This is a genomic window from Pseudomonas putida (assembly GCA_029953615.1).
GTDB lineage: Bacteria > Pseudomonadota > Gammaproteobacteria > Pseudomonadales > Pseudomonadaceae > Aquipseudomonas.
Map to the genome: position 1 here is coordinate 5,406,449 of CP124529.1, position 12,185 is coordinate 5,418,633.

Consider the following 12,185-nt stretch of genomic DNA (forward strand, 5'->3'; position numbering starts at 1 on the left):
GCTTTAGCTAATCTGATACTGACGGCTCCGATATGTGCGTGTCTTCCCACGCTGCCCGCCGAAGACCATTGCAGCGCTGGCACCCCAATGCACCAGTCTCGCCGATCCGGTCACGCGCCACCCTGAAAGCATGTGAGGTCAGAGTGCGCGGGCTGCCGGTGTTTTTCCGTGTCACCACACTACCGGCTAGCAGTGTCCAGGCTGTCCCGTTAGGGCCTGCCCTGGCTGCAGTTGCGTTTCTTGCTGGAACAAAAATCCCGGCGCTTGGCCGGGACTCTTGAGGCCCTCTTCGGGCAATAAAAAACCCGGCGCAATGGCCGGGCTTCGGAATTGGTGCAGATGGCCGGCGCTGAAGCCGTGTAAGGTCGCCTAGAGGGTCAGCAGGGGATGGGCCTTTAAGCAGCGTTGCGACCTCTTCGCTTTGCGCTCCGGCTGCCCTACCCCTCTCATACTGCACTTTCAGCGTCATCTGCATAAGCGAAAAAGCCCAGCGCTATGGCCGGGCTTTTTTGTGTCACTCCTCAACACGCGCAGGAATGACAGGATGCAAGAATTTTGTTGCACCGTTGCAGAGTTGTCAAGCGGCATCTGCCATCAAAACGCCTTCCTGTTGAAGTATCTTGCCAGACGCCTCCAGTGCTTCTGCCACCATCTCGTCCAGCACCTTCTCGATTGCCTTCTTCCAGCGCCAGTATGTCGTCCTGTTCAGGCCCTGACCGTCCCAGGTGTTGATGTCGTAGAACTCGGCCGGCAGCACGATCATGTCGGTGGAGCGCTTCACGTACTGCTCGCGGCGCGCCTGCCCGGCGTCCTCCGGCATCTCGCCACCCGCCAGGCGCTGGACCACGCCAGCGTGCAGCGAATCGAACTCTGCACGATCCCGCGCTGCCCGGCTGGCCACCTCATGCCCCGACTGCGCCTGAACGCCTTTCACCGGCGGGATGGCCCAGGCGGTGACCGCCTTGTACCGGAACAGGTTCGGCGCCTGCGTGGCGATCAGCGGCACCAGCTTGCCTATCGCATCCACCTTCTTGGCCTTGTGGGTGGAGAACCTGGCCGTCAGGGCATTCCAGTGCCGCGGGATCAGCTTGCTGTGAAGTCGGGCGTGCACCCAGCAGTCGACCAGCATCGCCGCATCCTTCCCGGTGATCTCCCCCTTCAGCTTCGAGGCCTGGACCTTCGGTTCGAAGTCACCACCGCCCACACCGCTCATGGTCTCTGCCGCAAGGGCGCGAACCACTGCCGCCAACACGCTCTGGTACTTCATGGCTTACCCCCTGCCCGCTTGGCCTTACTCAAAATGAATTCTTCGTAACTGCGCTTGCGTCGGACCGCGCCGGCCCAGGACAGCGCCACGCCGCCCACCACCATGAGGGTGGCCAAAATCAGGTATCCCCATGCTGGCGTCATGCTGCTTCTCCCTTCTGCGCCTCGATGCGGACGCGCACAGCGCCGCCCTTAATCGTTTCCTTGCTCACCCTGATCTGTGTGGCAAACACGTTGTCGTCGATGCCCAGGGCATCCGCCAGGCCGTCACGACCCGCCTTGAACATCGCCAGCAGGTTGTCGTCATCGCGCCGGCGGCGATCCGGCGGCACGAATTCGAGCATGAGCAGCGCGTCGCCCTCCGGAGGCTGGATGCCTGCTTGCCTGGCCAGGAGAAAGCAGGCATAGCGATAGGTCTTCGCCGCCTTGCTCTTCCTGGACCAGTGCACACGGGCATTCGGGCTGCATGCGGCCGGCGGCCACGGTAGTGTCAGGTCCGTCATGCAGCCCCCTTGATGGTCAGAATGCCGGCCCGGATCAGGGCCTCATGAGTCTCAGCGATTGCACGGGGCATGTCGGACCAGTCCACCTCGCCCTTCCCTCGACCATCAAGCACGTCGTGGCAGGCGCTGCAGGCGTATACCGCCACGGTGTCGAAGCCCTTCATGCCCATGCCCTTCTGCCCGCATGGCAGGTGGGCCAGTACGGTGGTCTCCGGGTTGAAGTTGCAGATGCCAGGAATGCGGACAGTGCAGTCCTGGCCGCGGGCGCTCTCGCGCACCTTCTTGGATACGACGCGCATCAGTACTGCCCTCCCCACCGATCCGGCTCAGTCCAGCGCACGCCATGCTCTGCGCCGAAGGCATGCATCACTTCGAACAGGTCGCTGAACCACTTCTGCGATTGCTTGCGGGTCGAGACGCCCAGGACGACGAAGCCGCCGTCGATGCCAGGCACCGCGTCCTGCTTCTGCACCGCTGCGCTGAAGATGTGCTTCCAGTCCTCGTCGGTGAGCTTGCGGCCGTACCACTCCACCTGCTGGGAGACGTCGCGGAGCATGGCCCACATCTTCCGGTTACAGACGTCGGGGCGCTTCTCGTCGCGGATGACAATCAGCTTCGGCTTGGTGAAGTCCTGGACCTGCAGTCGGCCCAGCAGCGCGTTGACGTCGCCCATGCCGCGCATCAGGAACTCAGTCATCGCTCACCTCACAGCGCGCCGCGCAGCTCTCGCCCTGGGCGTCACAGCAGACCTGGCAGCCGGACAGAGCCAGCAGCAGGATTACGGTCACGGCGGTCTTCATGGAGCCACCTTCAGACCCTGGGCCTCGATGGCCTCGCGGCAGTCTTCTTTCGCCAGCTTCTCGCCCGCCCACATGCTCCAGGTCGATGCCTCTCCGTCAGCCTTGTGCGCCTCTTCGGTCAATACCGGTTCAGGACGGACTGGCGGTAGCTTTACAACCAGGGATTCTCGGCTGGCCTTCCAGCCGTGCCAGGCGTGGTTGATGTTGCTCAGTCGGTATCCGTCGCCGAGCTCGGCACGCACGAACAAATGGCCCACTCCCGGCGGAACGACGTAGTTCTTTGCGGCCCACGCCTCGAACTGCTCGCGACTGATGTCGCGCATCTTGTTGGTGTCCATCAGTGCGCCTCCTGCGGCTTCATCTTCATGTGAGCGGCCACGCGAATGAGAGCCATGACAGCGGCATAGATGGCCGCAAGAACGGGATATCCGGCATAGATCAGCGCGGCGATGTACAAGCCATGCACGGCAAGGCCAAAGGCGTACTGGGGTTTCCCGCAGCCTGCGATTTTCAGAGCCAGCCGATCACTCATAGCCAACGCCCCCATGAGCATCAGGCCGACCATGATCCACACCAGCGCGGCGGCGAACGTTTTGAGGCCTTGGTAGGGGCTGACCAAGATGGCCAGCAGCGCTACGTCAAGCAGCCGGGTGATAATCTGTTTTCGCATCAGTGCTTCTCCCAAGGCAGGAAAATCGCTTCGCAGGCGCGGGCAATCTCAGAAAATTCGCTGCGGTTCTGCCAGAGCACCGCCCCGGCAAACAGAATTGGCATCACGGGTAACAGCACCAGAAGGTAGATTCGGGCCAGCCACGGGCGGCGGATCATCCAGGCCTTGATGCCGCGAGGATTGAACTTGCGCATCACACCCCCTCCCCGGCCGGCTGCCCGGCGCGCTTGATGTTCAACTTGGCCAGAAGGTGTGCACGGCACGCGGCGGCGCAGGTTGGGATCTGCTGGACCTCCAGCAGGCGGGCCTGCTTCTGGCTGGCGTACTCGTCGGCGAGCTGCGCAGCGCTCTTCTGGCTGTCGTGACCGATGCCGGTGGCGATGTCGCCCAGTGGCTCGCCGGCGACCAGCATGCGGATGGTGATGTCGTAGGCCCGGGCGAAAACCTTCTCGGCGCGCTCCACCTCCATCGAACCCAGGTTGTGCGCCTCGCATTGCAGGGCCGCATGGCGCACCGCTGCGTGCGTCCAAACGCGTGACCCTGCCCTGCTGGGGTGGAAATTCTCCAGCGCCTCTGCCAGGGCCCGCGCAAGCGGCGGAATGCCCATCTCTTCCGGGGTCGGCTGGCACAGCTTGATGAACTTGCCGCTGCTCGGGGCGAAATCGGTACCCAGCACCCGGCACTTCTGGATGCCGAAGCGGATCTGCTCCAAGGTGTTGATGCCCGCGGCGACGAAGGACTTGATCCAGCTGCGCTTGGCAGCCTTCAAGGCCTCGTCATCCGGCCATGCCTGCTTCCACGCCGGGAAGATGGCCTGCAGCTCCTTGAACAGGGCGTTCACCACTTCGGTAGTGCCCGGGTCCAGCTGCTTGGCCGGGGCCTGCGCCTCGGCCGGCAGGTTGCGGGCCGTGGCCATGATCTGCGTCACGCTGCGCAGTTTCGGTTGTGCGCTCATAAGCCCCCCAGGTCATCAGCCCAGCTGGTGTCGTTGAAGTCGGGGCCACTGGCCGGGCGGCGGGATGCGAACGGGGCTTCGCCTGCTGGCTGCGGCAGTTCGTCTTCCCAGCGCTTGCCGTTCAGCCAGGTGGACGCGTGCGGGATGAACTGGCCGCCGTCCTTGGTCCAGTCGGTCGAGACGGTCCAGGCTGCCAAGGCCTTGGCCATCAGGTCGAACAGGTCAGCGGTAACCTTGATCTTCGCCCAGGCCTTCTTCGCGTCGGCCTTGCTCACCTTGCGCGGGTAGAGCGACCAGAACCGTTCGAAGTCGACCAGCTCGCTTTCGCGAGAGTCAGTCCTTACTCCCTTCAGTCCTTGCTTACCTTCAATACTTACTAGTGTCGGATTTGCCGGATACGGCTGAGCCGGAAGCGGTTCAACCGGATACGGCAAAGCCGGAAGCGGTGTTTCCGATACGACGTAATGGGTTTCGCCCAGCAAACCAGACTCGCCACGGTCCTGACGGCGCTGGACGTAGCCGGCGGTGATCAGCTCTTGTAGCAGGCCGTACACGCCGTCACGACCGGTCGGCTTCGAGGACTTGGCGGTCTCGTTGCGTAGGTGGGTGACGGACACCGCCCAGTGGTCAGGCTTGCCCAGCAGGAAGACCAGAAGGCCACGGGCAGCCCAGCTCAGGCGCCCGTCCTCACTGATCGACTTGTTGAGCATGTAGAAATTGGCCTCGGGGCGAGGCGCGCGGATGATGCTCACTGGGCACGCCCCTTAGCCATGGCAGCGTCAATGAACGCATCCATGCGCGCAGGCGCCATTCCAGGGATGTCGCGCGTGTCGCAGTACCCTGCGCCATCCCGCAGCCAACGGTACCTCTCGGCATCTTTTCGTAGCGCCTCGTTCTCGTCGAGCAGGTCCAAGATCGAAGCGGGACTGGCGGCAGCGATGAACGCGGCATCAGCCAGAGATCTGCACTTGGCAACGAGATAGTCTTCAACATCGTCGTTATGGACTTCGAAGCCGTCCTGGGCCCACTGGCCTTGGCTCGCAGCCTGAGCCGTAGTCTTGAGTTGATCCTTGCCGATAGTCATGACGGCTCGTTCCCCTCACGCATAGCGCGCAGCTTGTCGCGCTGGATGATTTCGGTGCACTTGGCGTTTCCGTAGAAGCAGGCGTCTGGCATGCCTTTCGGATCGGAAAGGCAGCAGTCGGAGCAGATCCAGCCGCATTCGCCCCGGGCGGCCTGATCTGTCCAGTCACGCATCTGCTTGTTCATCCCTTCCAGGTATTCTGGGAACTCGCTGGCCGGCATCTCGGTGACTTTCACGAAATCGCTCATGCTGCACCCCGCACGGCCTTGTCGTGTGTGTGCAGGCCGTCCCAGTTCTTCTTCATGGGCAGCTCGCCGGCCAGGTACAGCTCGTACAGGCGGACCGCGCCCTTGCGCAGGAGGATGGGCGTGTAGCTGATGAACGCCTCTTTCCCGTGCGGGGTGATCTCCTGCTGGTGTTCGGTCATGTACTTGTCGCGGGCGTAAGCGGCGACGCGGTATCGGGTACCGTACTTGCTCTCGTTGTAGAGCCAGTTGCGGCGTTCGAGGAAGTGGCCCACCTGCATCACGTTGACCCCATTGAGGCCCTTGCAGAACTGGACGTGGCTCATGCCTTCCTTGAACAGGTTTTCCAGGCTGTCGATCTTCTTGGCCTGGGCCTGGACCTCGACGGTGAGCAGAACGCGCGCCCTCTCGGCGGCCTCCTTCTGCTCGACCTGGTCAGCCCATGCGCGCGCGGCGGCGGCTGGATTGGTGAAATCGGGCAGCGTGGCTACCACCTGCCCCTCCAGCTCCTGCCAGCGGTCGACCAACGCCGCGGTAAATTCCGGGCACAGCTGGGCGACAACGACGAAGCTGTCGCGCTTGTTGACCAGATAAACCTCGACGGGGCGGGATCCCGGGCCTTGATGAGAGGTTTCCACCGACGGTGAAAAGCTCACAATGGCCTTTTCCTGAAGGCGCTCCATGGCTCGCTTCACGCTGTCGTGCCTGGAGCCAACCAAGTCGGCGATCTCCCGGGAGGACATCCGCGCCACGAAATCGTGGTTAGCATTTTGTGGCGCGGGCCTTGAGAGGGCCTGTACACTTTGGGTCTGCATATGCATAATTCCCCTACAGAGTTTTGTATTGCAGAGAGCCGGGCCGCAATCCCGGCTTTTTTGTGCCTGTAATTCAGAGAGGGCCTCTGCCCTACCCTGAAGAGTCCCTCGGTGAGGCCCTCATTGGGGCCACCAACTGCAGGACTTTGGCCTTACGGCGGCCAACCACTGAAAGAGCGCCACTGGCTACAGCTGCTTCGAACACCTGGTTCATCGCTGTGCTGAAATCCCAGTTATTGGCCCTCATCAGCCCCTCTATTCGCTGCCGCACATCTGGCGACAGCTGATCAAGCTGTACGGTCATTTAGGCCTCCAAAGGGCCTTCAGCCCGCGATATCTTCTTGCTGCTTGTCCTGCATCAGCTCTTCGATAACGCCGTTGGCTACGGCCCATTCGATGATTTCGTACAGATAGGTGGCGTGCTGCATGCGGGTCTTGCTCGCGGCCTTGCGCAGGATCCGGTCGAGCACTGGCTCGAAACGGACCTTCACCGGGATGGCGCGCTTCTGATTCGGGTCTTGGTACATGCTTGGTTGGCTCCTTGCGGCTATGAAATGGGTTAAGCGGCGGATTTCTTGAGCGAGTTGGCCGGGTCGTCCTCGCGTTTCGCGATCAGCGCCCCGCTCGACTCCTTCTCCAAAACGCATTGCATTGGGTAGGAGAACCCGCCTGTCGTACGGCACTGAGAAACGCGGCTGCCGGTAACGCCCAGGGCGTCTCCGATTGCGCGGCCGGTGCCGAAAAATTTCAGGGCTTCGTCGTAGGTCATGGGTGTTTCTCCGATGTCTGCCACCGAGTTTAGAGTTCTAAACAGCACAAGGCAAGTTATCTAAACAATGAAGTGTTTAGAATCCTTAATATGGAATTCAAAGACCGCGTCGTAGCGCGCATGAAGGAGCTGAATCTCAGCTCCACCGACCTCAGTAAACTGACTGGCGTGTCCAAGGGAACCGTGAGCTTCTGGATCAACGGAACGAACGGCGCCAAGGGCAAGAATTTGCTCGCCCTGGCGAAAGCGCTGGAGTGCTCAGCGGAATGGCTGTCGGACGGCACTGGCCCGGCTGCTGATCAGCCATCGCCCGTTGGCGCAGCGTCGACTACTGCAGAGCTGGTTGCGCAGATGCTGGCCTCCAAGGCCGGGAAGAACCTCTCCGAAAAAGCGCGCGAGGTGATGATGGCCGCCGCGGCTGAGGCTGACAGCCCGGACCATGGGCAGGAGTACCTGCCTGCTGCCTACTCGAGCCTGAAGCCCACCCAGGAAGAGATCCTCATCCCCCAGTACGACGTTCGGGCAGCGATGGGCCATGGCCAGGTTCCGGCCGACTACAACGAGGCCGTTCGTAACCTGGTGGTGCGCGAGGAGATCCTGCGCGAGAAAGGCGTCACCTACACCGCTCCCTCGGCACTGGCGATGATTACCGGCTGGGGCCAGAGCATGGAAGGCACGATCAATGACAAGGACCTGGTCATTGTCGATCGCGGGATCAACGAGTTCATCGGCGAAGGTATCTACGTGATCACCTGGCACCAAGAGCTGTACATCAAGCGCCTGATGCGTCTCGATGAAGACCACTTCCGCCTGATCTCCGACAACAAGCACTACGAGAACCAGACCGCGCGGATCGATGACGTTACGGTGCACGCTAAGGTGCTGCTGATCTGGAACGCCAAGAAGGCGTGACTCTGCCCCTTTTCCGGCGGACAGACTCGGCGTGATAGCTTCTCGCCATACTGATAGAATCCTACCTCCATATCCAGGGAGGCAGGTTTAAGATGCGCAAGGTCCACCACTTCATTCTTGCTTTGGCTGTAGCGCTCTTGGCTGGATGCGCCGGCACACCGTTCACATTTGGCCAAGCCAGCCAGGTCAAGGTCGGAATGACCGAGGACCAGCTCTACGAGATCATGGGCAACCCCTACATGGTGGTATCCAAGGAAGACGGCCAGTCCTGGATCTACAGCCATGCAACCGCTTTCAGTGGCGCTAAATCCATTTCCTTCGTGACCAAGGATGGAGTGGTCACTCAAGTTCCGTACATCCCGAAGGACTTCATCGCAAAGCCAAGCCCTGATGAATGACGCCTTATCTCGAAAGCCCGCATACAGCGGGCTTTTTGTTGCGCGCTAGAACGGCGCCGGCTCTTCTATCGCGACGAACTCATCCTGGTTCTGCGCCTGTGGGTCATCATCCGAGAATGCCTCCCAGCGCAGCGTGACCGAGGCATCCTCCTCGTTGAACTCCATTTCTATCCCGTCAGTTTCCTTGAGAACCCCCATCACCTCTTCCCACTCCCGGTCACCGTCGGTGTCCAGGCGGTGAATCACGACCCATCGCTGCTGCTGCGCGATCGGGTGGTTGATCATCGATGACACCCGAAGACCCAGGCGCTCCACGCCCGACATAACCGCTCTCTCCTGCTGCTTCTGGGGCTTTGCCATCTGACACTCCAATAACTGTATATCCATACAGGGACTACGCAAGATTAGCCGATCTCCTACAGAGCCGGAAGTCTTGACATTGCGCGGCCTGTAGGGGTGTTGATCCGTCTCGCGTGTTTAGATTTCTAAATAATTCTTGACGAGGTCTGTTTAGTTTTCTAAATTGACCTCAAGCAGTCACTCACGAGGGACTGCAGAGGCCCTCACAGGCCGCCGCTCTTTCACATTGATGGGAACCTCGCGGATCGATCCCGGCAACGGCACAGCGCGAGCAATAAATTCGATCCCCATGCCAGCTCTGGAACTGGCCAGCTCGAAATCAGGCGGAACGTCAGCACGGCAGGAACATTGGCCGGGCCACGGAAAGCGGATGGAGGGTTGCGCTGCAAACGCTCCCTGCCGGGATGCCCTTAGAACGGGCGTCGGTACCTGGCACAGCGCGAGCAGCGATTAACCAAGAGGAGGAACCTGCCCATGAAGTAGATAGACCAGCCGGAACGCGGACCGGCAACCCACGACGGACTGCCCCACCCAACGGGCCACAGAGCTGCAGTCGGCAGTCGTGTAGCGAACACCTTACCCAACGACCACCCCGCCGAGGCCGATCGACGCGAGGTGATAGGGAAGCTCAAGGCCAACCGAACTGAGAGCAGGGCCGTCGGCGGCTGAGCTCGAGCGATCACCGCTGACGCAATGCCCCGGCCTGTCGCCAGTAGCGAGGCCGGGATTTCACCAGGTGCCATTCCATGAGTGGCATCTGGGAAATCAACCGCCCTGGAGGGCAAGACGATGGCGAAGCGGCCAACCAACCGCATCAAGTACAAGCTCTGGGATACGAACTCCACCATGGAGTACGACGGCACCATCGACGAAGGCATCTACTACGCAGCATGGAGCCTTTCGCTTGAGGATCGAAAAGTGCTGATAGGCAAACTGGTCGAGCAGCAGGCAAGCGCCACGGCCAAGGCTGAGAGCGCCACGTCCGCCTGACGTTAACTGCCCGATGCCCTGCTCCCCATCGCAGGCTGCATCGGTGAACGATCTGTTGAATTCAGTAGGGCTCTCCCCGGCGCCGGGGATCCCGTCAAGGGCTGACCCTTGCAGGCGGTTCCGCTGATACCGGTGTTCCTGGGTGGTTCGACTCCATCCGCAGATCGTTCACCGATGCAGAGAAGCGCCCAGCTCAGGGCGCGGTTACCGAAGCACCTGTGGACGTCCCTTCCCTCGCTCTGAGGGTAAACGAATTGCGCCGCTGGATGGGTCCACGCCAAGCCAGCTGCCGGGGTAGCGCCCGGCATCTGCATCCCCTTCCCTTCACTTCGACCGCATTGGCAGGCGCCAGGCCACCTTTCACGGTGGGTTTGGTCACCCGCGCCTGGCTCCTGGCCAATGCGGTTGCGCCGCGAGCAAAAGAACATGAACGAATTCGGATATTGCGAGGGCGATACCTGCGGCCGTGACGGCTGCGCGGGCGTCATCAAATCGCACAAGGTAGTGAATTGCAGTTGCCACATATCACCACCTTGCGGCGCTTGCACCGCACCGCGCGGCTACTGCGACGCCTGCGGCTGGGAGGAGTCGGAAGACCCGCCGCCGCCGCCCGAAACCTACAAGGGCAAGCCATGGCAGCCGCCAGAGCCACGACCGCTTGACCCAAGCAAGGTCGATTGGCGCTTCGTGCCTCACACCCACTTCTCGATGATAAAGGAAGGGGTATACCCGCCGCACATGAGCCGCGGGGAGGTTGAGCAGGAGGTTCGCGGCACCTTCGGCGGCCGCTTCGAGCAATTCGGCAATGGCCGCTTCAAGTACATCGCATACACCGACTGAACCCACCACCTGGAGGCGACCATGGGCGCACTTCGAGCAGCACAGTTTGAGTACGACAACCGGATGCCGCCGGCGGTGAGCGAAAGCGCGGCTGAGGAAGCTGAGGCGCGCTGGATCGACGACGGCATTGCTGAGCTGATGGCGCGCCGTGACGTGGTGTTCCAGCGCAACTTCCGGCAGCGTGGCGTGACCTTCGAGCGTTTCGCCATCGCGGTGGATGAGTTCGTGATGGGGCAGCTTGGCTTGCCAGAGGTCAGCGGTTCGGTGCTGGGCCGGCTGGTCCTGGCTGCACGCTCCAAGGTCACCAGCGACGCAAAGGCAGCGGCTGACGAGATCATGAGCGTGGCCAACCCCGAGGCAGCGCTGGAAGAGATCGCCCGCCAGCTGCTCACCCCCTTCGCCAAAGAAGGAGTTCTGGCCCAGGCCGAGGAGGCGGAATGAACCCGCACAGCGTGGCGACAAAGGCAATCGAGGCCGCCATTGAAACGATGCTGCTGCCAGGCGCAGGTCAGGTTGAAGAAGCCAAGGCCGAAACCCTGGTGGTTGCCTACTTCTCCCTTCTGGCCATCGACTCCAACGAGTTCAAACACTACTGCGAGCGCATTCGGCGTATTGCCGTTCGGCGCAAGGAGGCTGCATGACTACGCCGATCTTCCCGTCGATAATCGACGACCAGGTGGCCGAGGCTGCTCAGGCCTTGCCAGACGACCGCATCTTGATGGTTTTCAAAGGCCTGACCATGGAGGACGCCATGAATCAGGCGCGCCTGGCTCACATCGAGAACCCTGCGGCCTGGTCGGGCCGGGCCTACCTCTGCGGCATGTGCACCCTGGCCTACGAGGTCCGCACGTGAGCCGCCAGCAGGCCAGACGCTGGGCGTTCTGGCGCGGCTCATTCTCCATGCTCTTCGCCTGCACCTTCCTTCATGCTCGCCAGCGCTCTCGCTGGCTGCATTACCTCCTGACGCAAGCACCCGAGTGCGGCGGGCCCTTCGGGGATAACCGTGCCCGCAAGGGAGCGTAAGCCGGCAAGAGCGCGCAACCATCACCGGCAGCCAGGGCGTTCGGCCTACATCACGGGCGTGACCTGGCATTTCCCCTATTTCAACTCACGGCGCCGGCCTGGCGCGAGGTGTATCCCAATGTCCGAGTTAACTATCAACGTCGACGACTACCTGAGCGAGTCGGATAAGCGTCGGATCGTGACCGATGCCTTCAGCTCCGCCGCAGCCGCCCATGCTCAGAAAGACTTCGAGCGCATCATCAGCAACTCGGCCTACTACCTGGTTGGCGAGATCGTCGACCAGCACTTCGACGGCAACATGGTGGCCACGTTGAAAGACAAAGCCATTAGCGTCATCAACAACCTGTCTTCGTCGACGGTGTTCAGCCCGCCGAACGCCTGGGATCGTGCAGCGAGCAAGGGCTTCGAGCATATGCAGTCGGCCCTCGACGAACTCAAGCCGATGATCCACCAGCGCGTGCACGACCTCATCGCTCGGTACAGCAGCGAGGAGCTGCGCAGCCTGATCGAGGAGCAGATCGGCGACGCAATCATCAAGAAGCTGACCGCCTGAGG

24 protein-coding genes are annotated in these 12,185 nt (G+C 61.6%); 8 read left to right on the forward strand and 16 right to left on the reverse strand.

The genetic code is table 11. The annotated features are described in order from the left end of the window. Positions 1–577: 577 nt before the first annotated feature. From QIY50_24805 to QIY50_24875, 15 genes are all read right to left on the reverse strand, one after another. A complete protein-coding gene (locus QIY50_24805) occupies positions 578–1,267 on the reverse strand; it encodes a hypothetical protein (protein ID WGV20441.1) in 690 nt (229 codons plus the stop codon). Then, positions 1,264–1,410, reverse strand: coding sequence for a hypothetical protein (locus tag QIY50_24810; protein ID WGV20442.1), 147 nt, complete (start codon positions 1,408–1,410; stop codon positions 1,264–1,266). Before QIY50_24810 ends, QIY50_24805 begins: the two co-directional genes overlap by 4 nt. Next, on the reverse strand, positions 1,407–1,769 hold the full coding sequence (locus QIY50_24815) for an endodeoxyribonuclease RusA (GenBank protein ID WGV20443.1): 363 nt from the start codon (positions 1,767–1,769) through the stop codon (positions 1,407–1,409). The genes QIY50_24810 and QIY50_24815 overlap by 4 nt, the downstream gene beginning before the upstream one ends. Next, positions 1,766–2,068: a DUF1364 family protein gene (locus QIY50_24820; GenBank protein ID WGV20444.1), complete on the reverse strand. Its 303-nt coding sequence runs from the start codon at positions 2,066–2,068 to the stop codon at positions 1,766–1,768. The genes QIY50_24815 and QIY50_24820 overlap by 4 nt, the downstream gene beginning before the upstream one ends. Continuing rightward, positions 2,068–2,466, reverse strand: coding sequence for a recombination protein NinB (locus QIY50_24825; protein ID WGV20445.1), 399 nt, complete (start codon positions 2,464–2,466; stop codon positions 2,068–2,070). The genes QIY50_24820 and QIY50_24825 overlap by 1 nt, the downstream gene beginning before the upstream one ends. Positions 2,467–2,565: 99 nt before the next feature. After that, on the reverse strand, positions 2,566–2,907 hold the full coding sequence (locus tag QIY50_24830; protein WGV20446.1) for a hypothetical protein: 342 nt from the start codon (positions 2,905–2,907) through the stop codon (positions 2,566–2,568). Beyond that, positions 2,907–3,239, reverse strand: coding sequence for a hypothetical protein (locus tag QIY50_24835; GenBank protein WGV20447.1), 333 nt, complete (start codon positions 3,237–3,239; stop codon positions 2,907–2,909). The genes QIY50_24830 and QIY50_24835 overlap by 1 nt, the downstream gene beginning before the upstream one ends. Next, positions 3,239–3,433, reverse strand: a complete 195-nt coding sequence (locus QIY50_24840) for a hypothetical protein (protein ID WGV20448.1) — start codon at positions 3,431–3,433, stop codon at positions 3,239–3,241. The genes QIY50_24835 and QIY50_24840 overlap by 1 nt, the downstream gene beginning before the upstream one ends. Beyond that, a complete protein-coding gene (locus QIY50_24845; protein WGV20449.1) occupies positions 3,433–4,194 on the reverse strand; it encodes a replication protein P in 762 nt (253 codons plus the stop codon). Before QIY50_24845 ends, QIY50_24840 begins: the two co-directional genes overlap by 1 nt. Beyond that, the gene (locus tag QIY50_24850) at positions 4,191–4,946 is read right to left on the reverse strand and encodes a hypothetical protein (protein WGV20450.1); all 756 of its coding nucleotides are present in this window, start codon (positions 4,944–4,946) and stop codon (positions 4,191–4,193) included. Before QIY50_24850 ends, QIY50_24845 begins: the two co-directional genes overlap by 4 nt. Next, positions 4,943–5,278 carry an ead/Ea22-like family protein gene (locus QIY50_24855; protein ID WGV20451.1) on the reverse strand — a complete coding sequence of 112 codons (336 nt, stop codon included), beginning with the start codon at positions 5,276–5,278 and terminating at the stop codon, positions 4,943–4,945. Before QIY50_24855 ends, QIY50_24850 begins: the two co-directional genes overlap by 4 nt. After that, entirely contained in the window at positions 5,275–5,526 is a 252-nt protein-coding gene (locus QIY50_24860; protein ID WGV20452.1) for a hypothetical protein, read from the reverse strand. Before QIY50_24860 ends, QIY50_24855 begins: the two co-directional genes overlap by 4 nt. Further along, entirely contained in the window at positions 5,523–6,344 is an 822-nt protein-coding gene (locus QIY50_24865) for a Rha family transcriptional regulator (GenBank protein ID WGV20453.1), read from the reverse strand. The genes QIY50_24860 and QIY50_24865 overlap by 4 nt, the downstream gene beginning before the upstream one ends. 317 nt (positions 6,345–6,661) lie before the next feature. Next, the gene (locus tag QIY50_24870) at positions 6,662–6,865 is read right to left on the reverse strand and encodes a hypothetical protein (GenBank protein ID WGV20454.1); all 204 of its coding nucleotides are present in this window, start codon (positions 6,863–6,865) and stop codon (positions 6,662–6,664) included. Positions 6,866–6,897: 32 nt separating this feature from the next. Next, the gene (locus QIY50_24875) at positions 6,898–7,107 is read right to left on the reverse strand and encodes a hypothetical protein (protein ID WGV20455.1); all 210 of its coding nucleotides are present in this window, start codon (positions 7,105–7,107) and stop codon (positions 6,898–6,900) included. 90 nt (positions 7,108–7,197) lie between these two features. Here QIY50_24875 and QIY50_24880 point away from each other — a divergent pair, with 90 nt between their 5' ends. After that, the gene (locus QIY50_24880; GenBank protein ID WGV20456.1) at positions 7,198–8,019 is read left to right on the forward strand and encodes a S24 family peptidase; all 822 of its coding nucleotides are present in this window, start codon (positions 7,198–7,200) and stop codon (positions 8,017–8,019) included. Positions 8,020–8,111: 92 nt separating this feature from the next. Then, positions 8,112–8,417 carry an outer membrane protein assembly factor BamE gene (gene bamE, locus QIY50_24885; protein WGV20457.1) on the forward strand — a complete coding sequence of 102 codons (306 nt, stop codon included), beginning with the start codon at positions 8,112–8,114 and terminating at the stop codon, positions 8,415–8,417. Positions 8,418–8,462: 45 nt separating this feature from the next. Here the strand turns inward: bamE and QIY50_24890 are convergent, their stop codons facing one another. Continuing rightward, positions 8,463–8,777: a DUF1654 domain-containing protein gene (locus QIY50_24890; protein WGV20458.1), complete on the reverse strand. Its 315-nt coding sequence runs from the start codon at positions 8,775–8,777 to the stop codon at positions 8,463–8,465. Positions 8,778–9,527: 750 nt separating this feature from the next. Here QIY50_24890 and QIY50_24895 point away from each other — a divergent pair. From QIY50_24895 to QIY50_24920, 6 genes are all read left to right on the forward strand, one after another. Further along, positions 9,528–9,767, forward strand: a complete 240-nt coding sequence (locus QIY50_24895; GenBank protein WGV20459.1) for a hypothetical protein — start codon at positions 9,528–9,530, stop codon at positions 9,765–9,767. A 426-nt stretch (positions 9,768–10,193) separates the two neighbouring features. Next, positions 10,194–10,607, forward strand: coding sequence for a hypothetical protein (locus QIY50_24900; GenBank protein WGV20460.1), 414 nt, complete (start codon positions 10,194–10,196; stop codon positions 10,605–10,607). A 21-nt stretch (positions 10,608–10,628) separates the two neighbouring features. Further along, complete coding sequence (locus tag QIY50_24905; GenBank protein WGV20461.1) at positions 10,629–11,048, forward strand: hypothetical protein; 420 nt, start codon at positions 10,629–10,631, stop codon at positions 11,046–11,048. Next, positions 11,045–11,248, forward strand: a complete 204-nt coding sequence (locus QIY50_24910; GenBank protein ID WGV20462.1) for a hypothetical protein — start codon at positions 11,045–11,047, stop codon at positions 11,246–11,248. The genes QIY50_24905 and QIY50_24910 overlap by 4 nt, the downstream gene beginning before the upstream one ends. Continuing rightward, positions 11,245–11,460, forward strand: a complete 216-nt coding sequence (locus QIY50_24915; protein WGV20463.1) for a hypothetical protein — start codon at positions 11,245–11,247, stop codon at positions 11,458–11,460. Before QIY50_24910 ends, QIY50_24915 begins: the two co-directional genes overlap by 4 nt. A gap of 288 nt (positions 11,461–11,748) precedes the next feature. Further along, positions 11,749–12,183, forward strand: coding sequence for a hypothetical protein (locus QIY50_24920; GenBank protein ID WGV20464.1), 435 nt, complete (start codon positions 11,749–11,751; stop codon positions 12,181–12,183). Positions 12,184–12,185: the final 2 nt, after the last annotated feature.